Raw genomic sequence first — 18,791 nt, forward strand, 5'->3', positions numbered from 1 at the left:
TCTTATTTCCCATCTAAAATCACACCCATTTGAGACAAAGGTTCACCAAGTTTGGTCACAGCTTCAGCCAATTCCTTGGTATCTTCCTTGGTCAAATCTGTGTAAGACTTGTAATTTGTTTCATCAGTCATGTGTTTGTCCAATAAATCATTGACATTTTTGAATTCTGCTTCCAAGGTTTTAACCAACTTAGCATCTTTTTTCTCAATCAAAGGTTTAAAGAGAGAGAAAATCTTTTCAGCTCCTTCAATATTGGCACGGAAGTCGTACAGATCTGTATGAGAGAAGACTTCTTCTTCACCCGTGATCTTTTGCGTTGCCACTTCATTTAGCAGATCAACAGCCCCAGTTAGCATCACATCAGGAGTCACATCAACGGTTGCGATCTTAGCTTTCAACTCCTTTATATCGTTCACCAGTTGGTCTGCATATTTTTCTGTGCCATCTGTGGTATTCTTTTCCCAAAGGATGCGCTCAATCCGGTGGAAGCCAGACCAGCCTTCTTCTGATTTATTTTCATCCACATAGTCCACCAAACGGTAGTCAATCTTCACATCAGACTCCCCAAAGGTTTCAGCAATCGGTTCTGAGCGTTCATAGGCCATGCGGATCAAGGGATATTGTTTTTTAGCTTCTTCCAAATTCCCAGCTTTTAGGGTATCTCGGAAACCTTCTGTATCCTTGAGCAATTGGTCGATTTGCATTTCAACAAAGTCTTTGTATTCAGCTGTCGCATTGTCCAAGGTCTTCTGGTCAGCCTTTGACAACTGCACCGTTGAGCTGGTTTGCGTCTTTTGACTCGACTGTTTGCTACTAGAATTCGCACACCCTGCTAAAAGAGCAACACTCAATAAGAGTAGACTATATTTTTTCATGAAAGACTTCTCCTCTTTTGTTCTTGGACTTATTTTACCAGAAGGTTTCTCATTTTTCAACAATTGTCTGAAAATTTAATAATAGAAAGACTTTTCTAAGAAACTGTCTTTTACAAAAGAATATCCTTGACTCTTCCAATTTCTGATTCTTTCACCACCACAAAGATGCTATCACCTAGATACAAGCGGGTCGCACCATTGACCGTATAGCTCTTACCACTTCGCATTTGCGTAGTAATCAAAATATCTTGGGGGAGTTCGAGTTCATGAACTTGTTTTCCTGCAATCTTTTCGGATACGGGAATCTCAATCAAGGTCAACTCTCCTTCTTCTTGCGCCTTATCAGGTAAGAGTTGCTCCAGCATGGCTTCATAGACTGGCGCACCATGGAAGAGATCCATAATCATATAAGCTACCAAGGTGACCATCCCTAGTGGCATTAAACTTCGAATATCGCCTACCATCTCTGTCACTAAGATCATCGCTGTTAAAGGAGCTTTCGAAATAGCCCCAAAATACCCACTCATTCCTAAAATAATGAAGAGAGGAAGCTGATTTTGAGAGATAAAGCCAATATTTTGGAGGAAAGTTCCAACAATCGCGCCTAAAAGAGATCCTAAAGCTAGAATGGGCAAGAAAATTCCGCCAGGTAGACCACTACCATAGCTCAACATACTCCAGATAAACCGGATCGTAAAATAGAGAAGGATCGATAGAACTGGATACGGTACTCGAGCTAAATCCAAAACCAATTGGTTCCCGCCACCAAGAATTTGTGGAAGGAAATAGCCGATTGGAATAATCAAGACAAAGGCAAATAAGGAAGAGTAATGAGAGGGAACATGAAAAATCTTCTCAAGTAAACGATACAATCGACCGATATTCAGCACCACTACTTCATAGACATAACCTGCTGCCCCCAAAAAGACTCCAAGAAAAAGGTAAATCCAGTACTGAGACAAATGGAGTGGCGGAATATTTTGCGGCATATGAAGTACGGGTGTTTGACCAAAGACATTGAGTGAAATAAAATTAGCAGTCAGACTAGCGGCCAAGGTCGAAATCCAAAAGAATCGAGAAAAATGATGGTAGACTTCTTCCACGACAAATAAAAGTCCTGCTATAGGTGCATTAAAGGCGGCTGCAAGACCTGCAGCAGCTCCACTTGCAATCAAAGACCGCTCCTCAACTGGGCTGACCTTCAAATGATGGGCCACTCCTTTTCCACCCATAGCCCCTAATTGAATACTAGGACCTTCACGACCAAGCATTAAGCCACTTCCAATGGCTAAGACACCTAGAATATACTTCTTCCATATGGTATCCCACCAGCTCACTGCCAAAAGACCCTTGAGCTCTGCTTCGACTTGCGGAATTCCTGATCCCTTGATATCCCGATTGGTGCGAATGAGACGACCAGCAATCAGTACGATCACTCCATACCCCAACAGCATCGCAAGCAAATAAAGTGGTTGACCAGACATCTCCTTGTAGACGCCTTGAACAAAATGGAAAATATGTTCGATTAAAAAACGAAAACTCGAGACGATACAGCCTACAACGATCCCAACCAGAACACCTCTGACAATATGTGCCACAATCGAACTAGAGGCAAAACGAAATTCATTTTTTAAAGCTTCTTCTTTTTCAGACATTCCCTAACTCCTTCAAACTCTTATCCTATTCATTATACCTTATTTCACTGTCTCTGAATACTTGGAAAAGCAAAAAAACAAAACTAGCAGTGCTAATTTTGTTTTTTCTTTATTCATTATTCAGCAGTTAAAGCTGCCATTGTGATGTAGTTGTAAGGTTTGTTGAAGTGTGGCAAGAAGAACAAGTCAGTCAAGGCTAACTTATCAATCGTCACGTGTTCTTGAATAGCAAGTGAGAACATGTGGATGGCCATTGAGATGGCGCTATCACGTGATACCATTTGAGCTCCAAGGATTTGACGAGTGTCTTTGTCATAAACAATCTTGATACCAACCTCATAGTTATCATGTTTAATAAATTCAGGTTTTTGAAGGTCATTGAAGCCTGTTTCAGTGGCATTGAAGCCAGCAGCTTTTGCTTTTTCAAGAGTCAAACCAGTTGAAACCATGTGAAGACCGTAGATAGAGATACCGTTAGAACCTTGAACACCGATACCTTCCAATTCATGACCGGTCGCATTGTAGGCACCAACAATACCTGAACGAACCGCATTAGATGCAAGTGCGATGTAGCTCATTTCACCACGTGCATTGTCATAGATAGTCGCACAATCACCAACTGCATAGACACCTGGAAGTGAAGTTTCTTGTTTCTTATCGACAAGGAAGGCACCGTTGCGGAAGAGTTCAATCTTACCATCTGCAAGAGTTGTATTTGGACGGAAACCAACAGCCAAGATGACCATATCTACATCGAAGGTTTCTTTATCGGTTACAAGACGTTCTACCTTACCATCTCCTTCAACTGCTTGAACAGTTTGTCCAAGAGCCAAACGGATGTTGTGGTCTTCCAAGTTTTTCGCCATGATGTCTGTAAAGTCTTTGTCATAGTAGCCGTTTAAGACATTGTCCACGATATCCACCAAGACAACGTCTTTGCCAAGACGTTCGAAAGCTTCAGCAAGTTCAACACCGATGTAACCACCACCAACTACTGCGATACGGTTCAAGTGTTTGCTGTTGTCTTTCAATTTTTCGATCACTTCTTCAGCGTTTTGGTACAATTTAACGAATTGAAGATTTTCAAGAGTTGCTTTGAATTCACGGTTACCAGGAACAATTTCAACTCCTTTAATTGGAGGAATGATTGGTGTTGATCCAGTCGCAAAGATTAATTTTTCATAAGATTCTTTGTGTTCTTTTCCATCAACTTCTGCAGTTACCACTTTGTTGTCATAGTCAATTGAAAGAACAGGAGAGTTCATGTAGACTTTTGCACCTTTTGCTTCCAATTTTTCTTTGTCAGAGTAGAAGAGACCTTCTGGTCCATCGATTTGCTCACCGATCCAAAGCGCCATTCCGCACCCAAGGAATGAAATATTAGAGTTTTGGTCGAAAACTACAATTTCATTTTCATATCCAAAATTATCTAACATAGTGTTGATACATGCTGTTCCGGCATGGTTTGCCCCTACAACAACGATTTTACTCATAGAAAAAGTCCTACCTTTAATTTAATTTACTTCTTGAGTATATCATAAAAATGATATCGGTTACAAGATATTTGCTCAATATTTGTGATCTTTTTTTCAAACCTTCTGAAAGCTTCCTTCCACAGCTTTCAAGAAAAGTCAAATAATTTGTCCGAAAGGATTGTGAAAACGGTCTCTATTTGGTATACTGTAAGTGAGTGAAAATTGGAAAGGATAGATTTTTAGTGGACCTAAGTAGTCGATCCGAACGTCTGATGGGAACCACCATCACCGTTTCGATCTGTGACCCACAAGCGGATGAACTCCTTGCGCATTGCTTTGAACTTCTTCGCTCCTACGAACATCGCTTCAGTGCTAATGATGCAAGTTCTGAACTCATGGAAGTCAATCACCAAGCTGGTGTTGCTCCTGTTCAAGTTCATCCAGATCTTTTTGAACTGATTGCATTAGGTACCTTGCATAGTCAAGCTAAAAATAGCCATTTAAACATTGCTATCGGCCCTCTTGTGCAAACCTGGCGGATCGGATTTTCAGATGCCAGACGGCCTGCACCAGAAGAAATCGAACAAGTACTTTTAAAGATCGATCCCCAGCAGATTCAACTAGACCAAGAAAACTATACAGTCTTTTTGAAACGTCCTGGAATGAAGATCGACTTGGGAGCTTTAGCAAAAGGCTATAGTGCAGATCTAATTGCTACCTATCTGAGAGGTAAGGGAATCAAGGATGCCTTGATCGATCTTGGGGGAAATATCCTAACCGTCGGTCAACACCCCGTTAAACAACAGCCTTGGCGGATTGGTATTCAAAATCCAGTTGAAAAAAGAGGCCAGCACCTACTGGTCCTCTCGGTCAAGGATAAGTCTGTTGTCACCTCTGGCATCTACGAACGTCATTTAGAAGTCGACGGCCAGTCGTTTCACCATATCTTTGATAGCGCGACGGGCTATCCGGTAGAGACAGACTTAGCCAGTATCACCATTATATCTGATCGATCCGTAGACGGGGAGATATGGACTACCCGTCTGTTCGGGGACTCTCCTACTTCTATCCTCAACACTGTTGAATCACTTCCTGGTATAGAGACCTTATTGGTTTCACAATCAGGCAAGATCGCCTATACAAGCGGGCTTCAATCTTATTTATAATTCTGTTATCAGAAAGGAAATTTCCATGGTAAAACTTATTGCGATTGTGGGGACTAACTCCAAACGTTCTACAAACCGTCAACTGCTTCAATACATGCAAAAACATTTTGCTGATAAAGCTGAGATTGAATTAGTTGAAATCAAAGATATTCCTGTCTTTAATAAACCAGCTGACAAACAAGTGCCTGAAGCTGTTTTGGAAATTGTTGCCAAAATCGAGGAGGCTGATGGAGTGATTATTGGTACTCCAGAATATGACCACTCTATTCCAGCAGTCTTGATGAGTGCTCTAGCATGGCTTTCTTACGGAGTCTTTCCATTGTTAAACAAACCGGTTATGATCACTGGTGCATCATATGGTACTTTGGGATCATCACGCGCCCAACTACAACTTCGTCAAATCTTAAATGCTCCAGAAATTAAAGCAAACGTCCTTCCTGACGAATTCTTACTTTCACATTCTTTGCAAGCATTTGACAACTATGGGGATTTGGTAGATTTGGATGTTATTCAACAATTGGATGCCATCTTCGATGACTTCCGTATTTTTGTCAAGATTACAGACAAATTACGTAATGCTCATGAGTTAATTCGCAAATCTGCTGAAAAATTTAACTGGGAAAACTTGTAAGATAGGAGACAGAAAAGAATGAAATTTGTTGGACTTGTAGGATCAAACTATGATCAATCTTATAACCGTAAACTCTTGGAATTCATTCAACGCAAATTTAAACTCAAATTTGAATTGGAAGTTCTAGAAATCGATGAAGTTCCAATGTTTAACCAAGATGAAAAATGGGACGAAAGTTTCCAATTGCGTCTCTTATACAATAAAATTAATCGTGCAGACGGGGTTATTATTGCAACTCCTGAGCATAACCATACGATTTCTGCAGCTCTCAAGTCTGTCCTTGAATGGCTCTCTTTCGAGGTACATCCATTTGAAAACAAACCAGTCATGATCGTTGGTGCTTCCTACTATGACCAAGGTACTTCACGTGCTCAGGTTCACCTTCGTAAGATCTTAGATGCTCCAGGTGTGAATGCCTATACTCTTCCAGGCAATGAATTCCTCCTTGGAAAAGCTAAAGAAGCTTTTGATGTAGAAGGTAATATCATTAACGAAGGAACCGTTAAATTCCTCGAAACTTGCTTGGATAATTTTATTAAATACGTTGAGGTTGTGTCCAAATTGAAAAAACCAAAACCAATTGAACCAGAAGACTTGGATTGTAATCATCCAATTTCTACTACTATCACTGAGGTCGATCCTGATGATCCGGATTGGGTTGAAAAAGTTGCAGAAATCACAGGAGCTGTGTCTGGTGATACCTATGTGAAACTTGACCACGGTATCCTAACCGTTGACCAAATTGATATGTTCTTGAAAGCTATGCCTTTTGAGTTAACCTACGCAGATGATAACAACCAATTCCTCTACTACAACAATGCCCATCAAGATCCAGATAGTATGTTTGCCAAACGGGTACCACCTCAATCAGGTAGCCGTATGTCAACGGTTCATGGATCTCTTCCACCAGCACGTATGAAAAATGTAGAATGGGTGATTGGGACCCTTCGTAATGGAAACCAAGACTATGTCCGTACTATTGTTCCGGGATCACCTGAAGGGGTGATCAACACCCACAACTACCAAGCTATGTACTATGAAGATGGTTCTTACGCTGGTATTAATGAAATTGTCTTTAACTTTAAACCATGGTTGGACTGGTACCTGCAAACAACTGGTCAACGTCTTGTAGGAGGTAGTGGCCCATTTGCTCCTGCTGGCGGTCATGGGGATGCAGATGCAACTTCAGGTGCCTCTGATGCTGGGGGCCACGGCGACGGAGGCCACGGAGATGCTGATGCCACTTCTGGTGCAAGCAACTAATAAAAAAATGAAGCTTCGTGCTTCATTTTTTTATTTTAACTCCTTGATAATCTTCTTAGCATCTTCGTTTGAAATAGCCCCTAATTGTACATGTCCAATTTTTCCGTGGCTATCTATAAAGACTTCTGTAGGAATAGAGCGAACTTGATAATCTGCAAATGAAGAACCGTCTGGATTGTACAAGACCGGTACTGACTTGTAATCTTGTTGATCAAACCATTTGACGAATTCTTCCTCTGTTTTTTCACCTTGGAGTCCTGGTGCCATAATGGTCAGAATTTCAAAGTCCCGGTCCTTTTCTTCAACTAATTTATTGAGTTCAGGCATGCTTTGGCGACAAGGACCACACCAAGTCGCCCAGAATTTCAAGTAAACCTTTTTACCTCTGTAGTCTGAAAGTTTAACCGTGTTCCCCTTCATATCCTTTAGCTCAAAGTCACTCGCTTCTTTTCCTACTAAGGGATGTTTACTTGAGGTTGTGTTGGTCATGGTTTGATTGCTCATATTGTTCATACCACTCTCACTTGATTGCTCCATCGAACAAGCAGACAGTAAAGCGATTGAGAGGATTGAAAAACACGTATATTTGATAAATTTCATAGGTATAATACCTCCATTTGATTTATGAAAAGATTGAAGACAAGCTATTTAATTGTCCCAAGAGTAATAGAATCCCCATAATAATGATGATGGCTCCACCGATTTTCTTCAGCAACAAGAGATGGGGTTTGAGACGATTGAAATAAGGCAATACAAGGCCTGATGCCAGTGCTAAGAGCAAGAATGGGATGGCCATCCCTAATGTATAGATAAAGAGATAGAGAGCACCCACGAGGGCATCTTGTCCATTGGATGCTGCTAATGCTAGAACCGATCCTAATACAGGGCCAATGCAAGGCGTCCAACCAAAACTAAAGCCAAGACCAAGAAGAAAGGCTGAAAACAACTCATTCTTCTGTTTGTTGGCTCCAAAATCTACTGATTTTTGCTTCTCAAGGAAGTGAAAATGAAAGACTTCCATCTGATGAAGACCAAGGATAATGATCAGCGCTCCCATCACGTAGCGGAACCAGTTGGTATACATAACCTGCCCCAATAAGCCAGCTCCGAAACCTATGATAAGGAAAATAACAGAAATACCTGCGATAAAACACAAGGTCTTAACGATGCCATGCCAGCGTATCTTTTTCCCAAAAATCTGAACGGATTTTTCCTGATCACTTCCTAGCAAAACGCCGATGTAGACCGGGAGCAAAGGAAAGACACAGGGAGAGAAAAAGGAGAGAATCCCTGCCAGAAAGACAGTGAAAGAGAAAACGATTTGATTCATAAAACGCTCCGTATATTGATATGTTAGAAATAGTATAACACGCCCTTCCTTAAATTAAAAATTTCTGCTACGTTTTTTTACTAAAATTTGGAATTGGATACTAGTTTCAAAAAAACTCTAAAGTACAAAACTTTAGAGTTTCTATCATGACTTATTCTTCTGCAGTTTGTTTATTGGGTAATACAAACGATAAAAGAATCCCTATGACTACTGGCACCAACCATGGAAGAGATTGAGCTGCAAAAGGCAGTAACGCAATTCCCTTTTCTAATAGAGAAATCTTAAAGGTACTTGCCAGAACACTGGCAACAGAGACCAAGCTGGCCAAAAAAATCGTCAATTGCATCCCTGGTTTTGAAAGGGCCACAAATTTATTCACAATGACAATCAACACAATAGTAATGGTGATTGGATAGAGGATCATCAAAACAGGCAATGAATAGGCAATAATGGCACTCAAACCAAGATTGGCAATGGAGAATCCAATCAAGGTAAAGAGAGTTGCATAAACTTTATAAGAAATTTTAGGGAATGTTTTATGGAAGAATTCCCCTGTCGATACGATCAAACCTGCTGTTGTTGTGAAACAAGTCACCGTCACCATACCTGCAAGGAAAATTTGAGCAACTGGGCCAAAGATAGCCTTGGTTGCTTCTGAGAGGACATAAACACCCTTATTGGCATCGGAAGCCATCACTTCTGCTGGAATTGGGAAGTGATTTCCAAGATAACCCAATCCAATATACAAAATACTAAAGCCAATGGCTACAACGATGCCAACAATCCAAATCGTTTTAATGTATTCTTTCTTGCTGGTGAAACCAAGTTGATTAAGAGTAGTCACTGCGATGACGCTAAAGGCTACTGAAGCAAGGGCATCCAAGGTGTTATACCCTTCAAGGAAACCTTGACCAAAGGCAGATACTCGGTAGGCTTCTGTTGCCGCTTGAGGCGCGTGTCCGCTGTACTTGAGAGCACCAAGAACAACGAGTACAACAATCAAGATAGCAAAGACAGGTGTTAAAATCCGACCAATACTATCTAGGATTTTAGAAGGATACAAGGCAATCAAATAGGCCAAACAGAAATAGATCAAGGTAAAAATGAAGAGACCAAGTCCTCCATTGGCTTTTCCTAACAAGGGGGCGATTCCAACTTCGTAAGAAACAGTAGCCGTTCTTGGAATCGCAAAGAAGGGACCAATAGACAGATACAAGGCTACCAGATAAACGATGGCAAACCAAGGAGCAATTTTTCGTGAAATCTCATGGATATACCCTTTAGGATTGAGTGTCCCAATAATCAAGGTGATAATCGCAATCCCTACTCCTGATAAGACAAATCCAGCAATAGCTGGCCAAAAATGGCTACCCGACTGGGCACCTAGCGCAGGCGGAAAGATCAAATTCCCTGCGCCGAAGAAAATACCAAATAACAGCAAACCTGTTAAGGAACCTTTTCGTAACATGTGTTCTCCTTTACATTTTTCAATCTTATCTAGTATAACAGCTTTTATCCACCACGACAATTCTTTTTTTCTGAATCTATTGATTTTCTCAAGTGACAGTTAAGGCCTTCAACAATATTAAACGATTGTGGAGTTCATAAGCACATTTTAGTCAATTGTGTTACAATTGAACCACTACTACATTTAGGAGTCATCATGTTTCTAAATATATTCTGGTTGGTTCCAGCTACTATTTTTTTATTTTTCTTTATGAACGACCGCAGACGACTGATCAATGCTTACCTTTTTTCAATAAGTTTCGGCCTTTTCCTCCTAATTTCCGCCCTTCTACTAGTTGTTCGTACGGAGCTCTGGTTTAACCAAAAGGTTGCTATCATTATCTTTTCAGTACTTGCTATTCTTGTTTTACTCAGTATTATTTTCTCAACTGTTTTTCTTCTTTTTAACGGTCGTCAAATGATATCTTTTGAAGGCAAAAGGTTGGCTAACCTCCTCTCACTCCTATATGGGATCTTTATTATAGGCGCCTTAGCACTTCACTTCCTTCCTGATTTCCCAGGGAAAGATCTCTTGATTTACCCAACAGACTTTGCCCTCTTTTACTCGACTTTTCTTTATCTTTCTTATGTTTTATATGGGACTTTTTGCAATTACTTCCCCGTTCGTAAAGAGCCGGATGCTATTATCGTCCTTGGCTCAGGTTTGATTGGGGATAAAGTCCCACCACTTCTAGCCCAGCGTCTAACTAAAGCAAAGACTATCTATGAGCAGTTTGAGGGACGACCAAAACTAATTGTTTCTGGTGGACAAGGTGCTGATGAGTTAATCTCAGAGGCGGAAGCTATGGCAAACTACCTGATGGAACAGGGTGTACCACAGGAAGATATTTTGATTGAGGATAGTTCTCGAACGACTTTTGAGAATCTGACATTTAGTAAGGCTATTCTTGAAGATCATGGACTAGGAAAGAGTGTCCTTGTGGTGACCAATTCCTTTCACGCTCTTCGGGCTGGTGTCTTTATGAGACGATTAAAAATCCCTGGACGCAGTGTCGGTTCAAAAACAGCTTTTTATTATCTCTCACCGGCTTGGATCCGAGAAACGGTTGGGCTAGTTTCTCTCTATTGGAAATGGCATGCTGCTTTCTTAGCTTTTCTATTTCTGCCTTGGTTCTTTTCACAAATCATGAGTATCGTGAACTATTTCTTTATTTACTAACCAAAAAAAGTTCTCTGCAAATTAGCTGAGAACTTTTTTATATCATGTCTAATGATCACTAAAGCGTCTGTATTCAATACGGAAATCAAAGTAATTCTCTGCCTGCAGTTTATGGAAGATATCCCGATAAGCTTCTTCATCAAATTGATCGCCTCGATAGAGAATTTCAAAGCTAAGTCCGTCGTATTCTAAAAAGGCATTAGCGGTTTTAAATCCATTTCGCTTATAGAAATCCATCCGAGACTGACGTTGCTCTATATTGTCGCATTCTTCATCTAAACGTTCCACTTCAAGAATCATGGTCCTTTGGTAAAATTCCACCAATTTTTCAATGATTTCTTGACCATATCCGTGGCTTCTTAAATGTGGCATAATGGCAAAGAAACTGACATAAAAAGCTTTCTGATTATAGATTGAAAAAGCGAATCCGACAAATTCTTCCTCGTTATAAAAAGCAAAGAAATTGGCATCGTCATTGTCCGTATAGCGTAAAAATTCTGACAAAGGAACACGCTCTTCTTCTGGAAATGCTTCGATATTCAGCCTTTCAACCTTATCCAGGTCTGGGAACGTTTCAGTGATTAATTGGCTCGTTAAGCTCATATGGCCTCCTTTTCTGACACGATTATATCAAAAAATGTAAGGGGATTCAACTACTGATGCTTGTCGCTAGTTACTGAAGTTGGTATAATGGCACTATGAATAGAATTCAACGTGTGGACCTCATAGATGGTCCTATTTTACCCACTCTTTTAAGTTTTGCCTTTCCTATTCTTTTATCTAATATCTTCCAACAACTCTACAATACCTCGGATGTCATGATTGTAGGACGATTTTTAGGTCAAAAATCATTGGCCGCCGTTGGGGCGACCTCTGCTATTTTTGATTTGATTGTTGGATTTGCTGTCGGTGTTGGAAATGGGATGGGCATCATTATCGCGAGAAATTATGGAGCTAAAAACGATGACCAATTACGAAAATCTGTCGCAGCAACTGCTGTTATTGGCGTCATCCTCAGTCTCTTCGTGATATCTATTGGTGTTGTGGGTCTTTATCCCCTTCTCCAGTTTTTAGGGACCCCGTCAGCTATTATAGCTCAGTCCTATCTCTATATCTCCACCATTGTCAATGGTGTAGCTGTGACCTTTGCCTATAATCTTTGTGCCGGACTTCTTCGAGCGGTTGGCGATAGCTTAGCGGCACTCTACTTCTTGATTATCGCCGCCATTCTCAATATTCTTCTTGATCTTTATTTTATTACCCAACTCCATCTCGGAGTCCAATCCGCTGGGATTGCGACCATTATTGCGCAAAGTTTTTCTGCACTTCTTTGTTTCTTTTATATTCGCAAAAAAGTGCCTTTCCTCCTGCCAAATCGCAACGATTTTGTTTGGGATCAAAAGCTCTATCAGGACTTAATCAGTCAGGGATTGACCATGGGGCTCATGTCTTCTATTGTCTCTATCGGAACAGTCATCCTACAATCAGCTATCAATAAGCTTGGAATGACCATCATAAGTGCTCAAATCTCAGCGCGTCGGATCATGTCCTTTGCCCTTCTGCCAATGGCTGCTATTTCCACTAGTATGACGACCTTTACCTCGCAAAACTTTGGTGCTAAACAATTCCGACGCATTCAAAAAGGCGTCAAACAAGCTTGTCTTCTCTCCTTCGTTTGGTCGATCATTGTTGCCATCCTCCTCTTCTTTACAAGCCCGTTCTTGACAAGCCTCATATCTGGATCAACCAATCCTAACTTGATCGCAAATGCCAGTCTCTATCTGCAAATCAGCTCCTGCTTCTATCCAGTCTTAGGATGCCTCTTGATTTTAGGGAATTCCCTCCAAGGTATCGGCCGAAAATTGACCCCTTTGATTTCTAGCTTTATCGAGTTAACAGGAAAAATTCTCTTTGTACTTTTCATTATCCCTCATACAGGCTATATAGGAGTCATTCTTTGCGAGCCTCTCATTTGGGTTCCAATGACCCTTCAACTTTGGTTTACCTACCACAAAGCCAGTCATCAGCTTCTTGCATCATAACATTCGACGAGTACATAATAAAATAACTTCTGCTCATTTGAACAGAAGTTATTTTTTGTCATCAGGCGTTTATTAGAATAAGCCGATCGCTGTTCCATCAGCAGCCACATCCATATTTAAAGCAGCTGGACGTTTTGGTAGACCAGGCATGGTCATTACATCCCCAGTCAAAGCGACAATAAAGCCTGCTCCCAATTTTGGAACCACTTCACGAATAGTAATTTCAAAGTTTTCCGGAGCTCCCAAGGCATTTGGATTATCGGAGAAGCTATATTGTGTTTTGGCCATACAGATTGGCAACTTATCCCAACCATTTTTCACGATTTGGGCAATTTGTGTCTTAGCTTTCTTCTCAAAGTTTACCTTGCTACCACGGTAAATCTCCGTCACAATTTTTTCAATTTTTTCTTCTACAGAAAGGTTGTTATCATACAAACGTGTGTAGTTAGCTGGACTTGTTTCAATGGTCTTAACCAGCGTTTCAGCAAGGTCAACCCCACCGTCAGCACCATTCGCCCATACGCTCGCAAGCTCAACTGGTACCTCAATTTCAGCACACAATTCTTTCAAAGCAGCAATTTCTGCTTCTGTATCGGTGATAAATTCATTGATGGCAACTACCGCAGGAATGCCAAACTTACGAATATTTTCAACGTGACGTTTTAAGTTGGCAAAACCAGCACGAACAGCCTCTGCATTTTCTTCAGTCAGAGCATCCTTGGTAACTCCACCATTCATCTTAAGGGCACGAAGTGTCGCTACGATCACTACTGCATCTGGAGAAGTAGGCAAGTTTGGAGTTTTAATATCGAGGAATTTTTCAGCACCAAGGTCAGCACCAAATCCTGCTTCTGTAATCGTATAGTCAGCTAAATGAAGAGCTGTCGTCGTTGCTAATACAGAGTTACATCCATGGGCAATATTGGCAAATGGACCACCGTGAACAAAGGCAGGAGTTCCATAGATGGTTTGAACCAAGTTTGGCTTAATCGCATCTTTAAGGATCAAGGCAAGAGCCCCTTCCACTTCTAAATCACGGACATAAACTGGACTGCGATCATAGCGGTAGCCGATCACAATATTTGCCAAACGGCCTTTCAAATCTTCAATATCTGTCGCCAAGCAAAGGATGGCCATAATCTCAGAAGCAACCGTAATATCAAAACCGTCTTCACGCGGAATCCCATTCAAAGGACCGCCAAGACCTACACTGACATGGCGCAAAGCACGGTCATTCAAATCCACTACCCGTTTCCAGATAATGCGACGTTGGTCAATACCGAGCTCATTTCCTTGATGCAAATGATTGTCAATCAAAGCGGAAAGAGCATTATTTGCCGTTGTGATGGCATGCATATCCCCTGTGAAATGAAGGTTGATGTCTTCCATCGGTAGAACCTGGGCATAACCACCTCCAGCAGCACCACCTTTAATCCCCATAACCGGTCCTAAAGAAGGTTCGCGAATGGCAATCATGGTTTTTTTACCGATTTTATTCAAAGCATCTGCCAGTCCAATTGTAATGGTTGATTTCCCTTCTCCAGCAGGAGTTGGGTTGATCGCAGTAACTAAAATGAGTTTTCCTACTGGATTTTTCTCAACATCACGAATCTTATCAAAGCTCAATTTCGCCTTGTATTTTCCATACAATTCAAGATCATCGTCATCCAAACCAATTTTCTTAACAACGTCCACAATTGGTTGGAGTTCAATGCTTTGAGCAATTTCGATATCTGTTTTCATAAGGGACTCCTTTATATTTGATAGAACTATTATACCTAAAATTCGCGAAAATAACATTGTTTTTCCATGTTTTGAATTCAACGTTCGCTTTTTATGTATATTTTATGGCTTGTCATAGCCTATTTGAATAGCTTCAGAACTTTACTTACGTATCTTTTTTGTGTAAAATAAGCATATGCATATTTTAATTACATCAGGCGGGACGAGTGAAGCCATTGATAGCGTTCGTTCAATCACCAACCATTCCACTGGGAGCCTAGGGAAAATCCTTACAGAAGCAGCTCTTGAAAAGGGACATCAGGTGACCTTGATCACAACGCCTACCGCGCTTAAACCCGATCCTCATCCACACCTTCGACTTCTATTGATCGAGAATGTAGAGGAACTACTTACAGAAATGCAGAAGGAAGTCCCTCATCATCAGGCCTTGATTCACGCTATGGCTGTTTCAGACTATACACCTGTTTACATGACAGGCCTTGAGGAAGTTGATAAAGCTCAGGACCTCCATAGCTTTATCCATCGCGAAAATCAGGAAGCGAAAATCTCTTCGAGAGAAGAATACCAAGTGCTCTTTTTAAAGAAAAATCCGAAGATTATCTCCCTCGTCAAAGAATGGAATCCTGCCATTCAACTGATCGGCTTTAAACTATTAGTCGACGTTTCTTCTGAAGAATTGATCCAGGTAGCGCGTGAAAGCCTCGTTAAAAATCATGCCAGCATGATCGTTGCCAATGATCTGACCAAAATTCAAAATGGTCAGCATCAAGCCTATCTAGTGACAGATAATCACGTCCTAGAAGCTTCTACGAAAACAGAAATCGCAGAAGCTATCCTAAATTATTTACAATAAAAGGGTACATATGACACAAATTACTTTAGCTGTTACCGGTAGTATTTCCGCCTATAAAGCAGCTGATATTACCAGCCAACTAACCAAATTGGGGTTTGAAGTGAAGGTCCTCATGACTCCTGCAGCCAGAAAATTTATCACCCCTTTAACCTTGCAAATTCTTTCAAAACATCAAGTAGGCCTCGATGTTATGATCGAAGACGATCCACAGAGGATCGAGCACATCGACATTGGAAAAGAAACAGACCTCTTTCTTGTAGCGCCAGCCAGTGCCAATACCATTGCTAAACTTGCTATGGGGCTAGCAGATAATATGGTGACAAGCACAGCTCTAGCCTTGCCTCAAACCACTAAAAAATTACTAGCCCCTGCTATGAATACAAAAATGCTAGAACATCCTGCTACCCAACGAAATCTAAAACTCTTACAAGACTATGGTTACCAGATTATCCAACCTCACCATGCTACTCTCGCTTGTGGCGATCAAGGTTCTGGAGCTCTAGCGTCTGTAGAAACTATTGTAGAAACTGTTAAGGAGAATTGTTTATGAGAAAATCATCTTCTATTTCACGAATTGCCATCTTTTTTGCGGTTATGATCACTATTCACTTTGTGACGTCCTTCATTCTGCAATTTGTTCCATCAGGCATTCAACCAACTTTGGTTCATATTCCTGTCGTGATCGCATCTATCATATACGGTCCTCGAACAGGAGCGATTCTAGGACTGCTGATGGGACTCTTTAGCCTCACCATGAATACACTGGTTTTAACCCCAGCAAGCTATCTCTTTAGTCCCTTTGTCCCTCACGGAAATCTCTACTCCCTTCTCATCGCTTTAGTACCGCGTATTCTCATCGGGGTAACACCTTATTTTGTCTATCGATGGTTCCACAATCGTACAGGGCTTATGGTAGCTGGGATGATCGGTTCTATGACCAATACTGTATTCGTTTTAAGCGGGATTTACTTCTTCTTTGGGAACAGTTTTGGAGGCGGAATTCAAAATTTCCTTGGCTTGATTGTGTCTACTAACTCTCTTATCGAAGTCGTTGCGACAGTCCTCATTACCAGCGCAGTTGTTCCATCTCTTGAAAAATTAAAATAATCTTCCAAGTCAAGACAGATGCGTCTTGGCTTTTTTAATGGTTAAATGCTTATTATTTTTGAAAAGATTTACAATTATAGCTAGAATTTTCTGAAAAAATCTGCTATAATGAAAGCGATTAAATATAACGCAAAAAGGAGACGCTTGCATGACCTATCAAGAAAACTACCAAAAATGGCTCGACTTTGCTGAATTACCAGCTTACCTTCGTGATGAGTTGGTCGCAATGGATGAAAAAACAAAAGAAGATGCCTTCTATACTAACCTTGAATTCGGTACAGCTGGTATGCGTGGATTAATCGGTGCTGGTACCAACCGTATTAATATCTATGTTGTTCGCCAAGCAACTGAAGGATTGGCCCAATTGATCGAATCAAAAGGGGAAGAAGCTAAAAAACGTGGAGTTGCCATTGCTTATGACAGCCGTCACTTCTCTCCTGATTTCGCTTTTGAATCTGCTCAGGTTTTGGCTGCCCATGGTATCAAATCTTATGTATTTGAAAGCCTTCGACCAACACCTGAATTGTCATTTGCCGTTCGTCACCTCCACACATTTGCTGGGATCATGGTAACAGCTAGCCACAACCCTGCTCCATTTAATGGATACAAGGTATACGGTGAAGACGGTGGACAAATGCCACCTGCAGATGCGGATGCATTGACAGATTACATCCGTGCGATCGAAAATCCATTCACTGTTCAATTGGCTGATCTTGAAGAAAGCAAAGCTAACGGCTTGATTGAAGTTATCGGTGAAAACGTCGACGCTGAATATTTGAAAGAAGTGAAAGGCGTTAACATCAACCAAAACTTGATCAATGAATACGGTCGCGACATGAAGATTGTCTACACTCCTCTTCATGGTACAGGTGAAATGTTGGCTCGTCGTGCTCTTGCACAAGCTGGATTTGAAGCAGTTCAAGTTGTTGAAGCTCAAGCTGTTCCAGACGCTGACTTCTCAACTGTTAAATCTCCAAACCCTGAAAACCAAGCTGCTTTTGCTCTTGCTGAAGATCTTGGCCGCAAAGTAGACGCTGATGTATTGGTTGCAACTGACCCAGATGCAGACCGCCTTGGTGTTGAAATCCGCCAACCGGACGGTTCTTACCTCAACCTTTCTGGTAACCAAATCGGAGCGATCATTGCTAAATATATTCTTGAAGCTCACAAAACAGCTGGTACTCTTCCTGCCAATGCTGCTCTTTGTAAATCAATTGTATCCACTGAGTTGGTGACCAAGATTGCAAAAAGCTACGGCGCAACCATGTTTAACGTCTTGACTGGTTTCAAATTTATCGGTGAAAAAATTCATGAATTTGAAACACAACACAACCACACTTACATGCTTGGTTTTGAAGAAAGCTTCGGTTACCTCATCAAACCATTCGTACGTGACAAAGACGCTATCCAAGCCGTTCTTATCGTTGCTGAAATCGCAGCTTACTACCGCTCACGTGGTATGACTTTGGCAGATGGTATCGAAGAAATCTATAAACAATATGGTTACTTCGCAGAAAAGACTATCTCTGTTACCCTTTCAGGTGTGGATGGAGCTGCTGAAATCAAGAAAATCATGGATAAATTCCGTGGCAATGCTCCTAAACAATTCAATAACACAGACATTGCTAAGACAGAAGACTTCTTGGAACAAACAGCTACTACTGCCGACGGCGTTGAAAAATTAACAACTCCTCCAAGTAACGTATTGAAATACATCTTGGCTGATGATTCATGGTTTGCTGTTCGTCCTTCAGGTACCGAACCAAAAATCAAATTCTACATTGCTACAGTTGGTGAATCTGAAGCAGATGCCAAAGAAAAAATTGCAAATATCGAAGCAGAAATCAATGCTTTTGTAGGCTAAAATATGAGGCTGGGACAAAAGTCCTAGCCTCTTAATCTTTTTTGGATTGTCGAGCAAAACGCAGTGGTTGAGTGGGCTCTACTACGCTGATTTCATCAGCT

17 protein-coding genes are annotated in these 18,791 nt (G+C 41.1%); 9 read left to right on the forward strand and 8 right to left on the reverse strand.

Annotated features, from left to right (window positions below; genetic code table 11):
* Positions 1 to 2 precede the first annotated feature (2 nt).
* The 3 genes from efeO to nox all read right to left on the reverse strand — a co-directional run bounded on the left by efeO (position 3) and on the right by nox (position 4,023).
* The gene (gene efeO / locus ADI76_RS07990) at positions 3 to 875 is read right to left on the reverse strand and encodes an iron uptake system protein EfeO (protein WP_049515643.1); all 873 of its coding nucleotides are present in this window, start codon (positions 873 to 875) and stop codon (positions 3 to 5) included.
* Between the two features lie 110 nt (positions 876 to 985).
* Positions 986 to 2,530, reverse strand: a complete 1,545-nt coding sequence (locus tag ADI76_RS07995; protein ID WP_049515645.1) for a ClC family H(+)/Cl(-) exchange transporter — start codon at positions 2,528 to 2,530, stop codon at positions 986 to 988.
* A 116-nt stretch (positions 2,531 to 2,646) separates the two neighbouring features.
* The gene (gene nox / locus ADI76_RS08000; protein ID WP_049515647.1) at positions 2,647 to 4,023 is read right to left on the reverse strand and encodes a H2O-forming NADH oxidase; all 1,377 of its coding nucleotides are present in this window, start codon (positions 4,021 to 4,023) and stop codon (positions 2,647 to 2,649) included.
* Positions 4,024 to 4,247: 224 nt separating this feature from the next.
* Here nox and ADI76_RS08005 point away from each other — a divergent pair, with 224 nt between their 5' ends.
* Genes ADI76_RS08005 through ADI76_RS08015 form a run of 3 tightly spaced genes read left to right on the forward strand, consistent with a single transcriptional unit; the run spans position 4,248 to position 7,065 of the window.
* Entirely contained in the window at positions 4,248 to 5,171 is a 924-nt protein-coding gene (locus ADI76_RS08005) for an FAD:protein FMN transferase (protein WP_193390730.1), read from the forward strand.
* Positions 5,172 to 5,196: 25 nt separating this feature from the next.
* Positions 5,197 to 5,802 carry an NADPH-dependent FMN reductase gene (locus ADI76_RS08010; protein ID WP_049482969.1) on the forward strand — a complete coding sequence of 202 codons (606 nt, stop codon included), beginning with the start codon at positions 5,197 to 5,199 and terminating at the stop codon, positions 5,800 to 5,802.
* Positions 5,803 to 5,820: 18 nt separating this feature from the next.
* Positions 5,821 to 7,065 carry an NAD(P)H-dependent oxidoreductase gene (locus tag ADI76_RS08015; protein ID WP_049515649.1) on the forward strand — a complete coding sequence of 415 codons (1,245 nt, stop codon included), beginning with the start codon at positions 5,821 to 5,823 and terminating at the stop codon, positions 7,063 to 7,065.
* Positions 7,066 to 7,095: 30 nt separating this feature from the next.
* Here ADI76_RS08015 and ADI76_RS08020 read toward each other — a convergent pair whose 3' ends face one another.
* The 3 genes from ADI76_RS08020 to brnQ all read right to left on the reverse strand — a co-directional run bounded on the left by ADI76_RS08020 (position 7,096) and on the right by brnQ (position 9,863).
* Positions 7,096 to 7,665 (reverse strand): TlpA family protein disulfide reductase, encoded by a 570-nt coding sequence (locus ADI76_RS08020; protein ID WP_049515651.1) that lies wholly within the window; start codon positions 7,663 to 7,665, stop codon positions 7,096 to 7,098.
* Between the two features lie 22 nt (positions 7,666 to 7,687).
* The gene (gene ccdA2, locus ADI76_RS08025) at positions 7,688 to 8,395 is read right to left on the reverse strand and encodes a thiol-disulfide oxidoreductase-associated membrane protein CcdA2 (protein ID WP_049497920.1); all 708 of its coding nucleotides are present in this window, start codon (positions 8,393 to 8,395) and stop codon (positions 7,688 to 7,690) included.
* 151 nt (positions 8,396 to 8,546) lie between these two features.
* Entirely contained in the window at positions 8,547 to 9,863 is a 1,317-nt protein-coding gene (gene brnQ / locus ADI76_RS08030) for a branched-chain amino acid transport system II carrier protein (protein ID WP_049515654.1), read from the reverse strand.
* 195 nt (positions 9,864 to 10,058) lie between these two features.
* Here brnQ and ADI76_RS08035 point away from each other — a divergent pair, with 195 nt between their 5' ends.
* On the forward strand, positions 10,059 to 11,081 hold the full coding sequence (locus ADI76_RS08035; protein ID WP_049515656.1) for a YdcF family protein: 1,023 nt from the start codon (positions 10,059 to 10,061) through the stop codon (positions 11,079 to 11,081).
* Positions 11,082 to 11,129: 48 nt separating this feature from the next.
* Here ADI76_RS08035 and ADI76_RS08040 read toward each other — a convergent pair whose 3' ends face one another.
* Positions 11,130 to 11,684: a GNAT family N-acetyltransferase gene (locus ADI76_RS08040; RefSeq protein WP_049497917.1), complete on the reverse strand. Its 555-nt coding sequence runs from the start codon at positions 11,682 to 11,684 to the stop codon at positions 11,130 to 11,132.
* A gap of 95 nt (positions 11,685 to 11,779) precedes the next feature.
* Between ADI76_RS08040 and ADI76_RS08045 the strand changes: the two genes are divergently transcribed.
* The gene (locus tag ADI76_RS08045; protein ID WP_049515658.1) at positions 11,780 to 13,123 is read left to right on the forward strand and encodes an MATE family efflux transporter; all 1,344 of its coding nucleotides are present in this window, start codon (positions 11,780 to 11,782) and stop codon (positions 13,121 to 13,123) included.
* Between the two features lie 72 nt (positions 13,124 to 13,195).
* Here ADI76_RS08045 and ADI76_RS08050 read toward each other — a convergent pair whose 3' ends face one another.
* On the reverse strand, positions 13,196 to 14,866 hold the full coding sequence (locus ADI76_RS08050) for a formate--tetrahydrofolate ligase (RefSeq protein WP_049515661.1): 1,671 nt from the start codon (positions 14,864 to 14,866) through the stop codon (positions 13,196 to 13,198).
* Positions 14,867 to 15,041: 175 nt separating this feature from the next.
* On the opposite strand from ADI76_RS08050, the gene ADI76_RS08055 reads away from it, so the two are divergent.
* The 4 genes from ADI76_RS08055 (at position 15,042) to ADI76_RS08070 (ending at position 18,690) form a co-directional block, all read left to right on the forward strand.
* Positions 15,042 to 15,719, forward strand: coding sequence for a phosphopantothenate--cysteine ligase (locus tag ADI76_RS08055; RefSeq protein WP_049515664.1), 678 nt, complete (start codon positions 15,042 to 15,044; stop codon positions 15,717 to 15,719).
* A 10-nt stretch (positions 15,720 to 15,729) separates the two neighbouring features.
* Positions 15,730 to 16,269, forward strand: a complete 540-nt coding sequence (gene coaC, locus ADI76_RS08060) for a phosphopantothenoylcysteine decarboxylase (RefSeq protein WP_049515666.1) — start codon at positions 15,730 to 15,732, stop codon at positions 16,267 to 16,269.
* Complete coding sequence (locus ADI76_RS08065; protein ID WP_049515667.1) at positions 16,266 to 16,826, forward strand: ECF transporter S component; 561 nt, start codon at positions 16,266 to 16,268, stop codon at positions 16,824 to 16,826. Before coaC ends, ADI76_RS08065 begins: the two co-directional genes overlap by 4 nt.
* A gap of 148 nt (positions 16,827 to 16,974) precedes the next feature.
* Positions 16,975 to 18,690 carry a phospho-sugar mutase gene (locus ADI76_RS08070; protein WP_049515669.1) on the forward strand — a complete coding sequence of 572 codons (1,716 nt, stop codon included), beginning with the start codon at positions 16,975 to 16,977 and terminating at the stop codon, positions 18,688 to 18,690.
* Positions 18,691 to 18,791: the final 101 nt, after the last annotated feature.

It is taken from the genome of Streptococcus parasanguinis, from assembly GCF_001074805.1.
GTDB lineage: Bacteria > Bacillota > Bacilli > Lactobacillales > Streptococcaceae > Streptococcus > Streptococcus parasanguinis_A.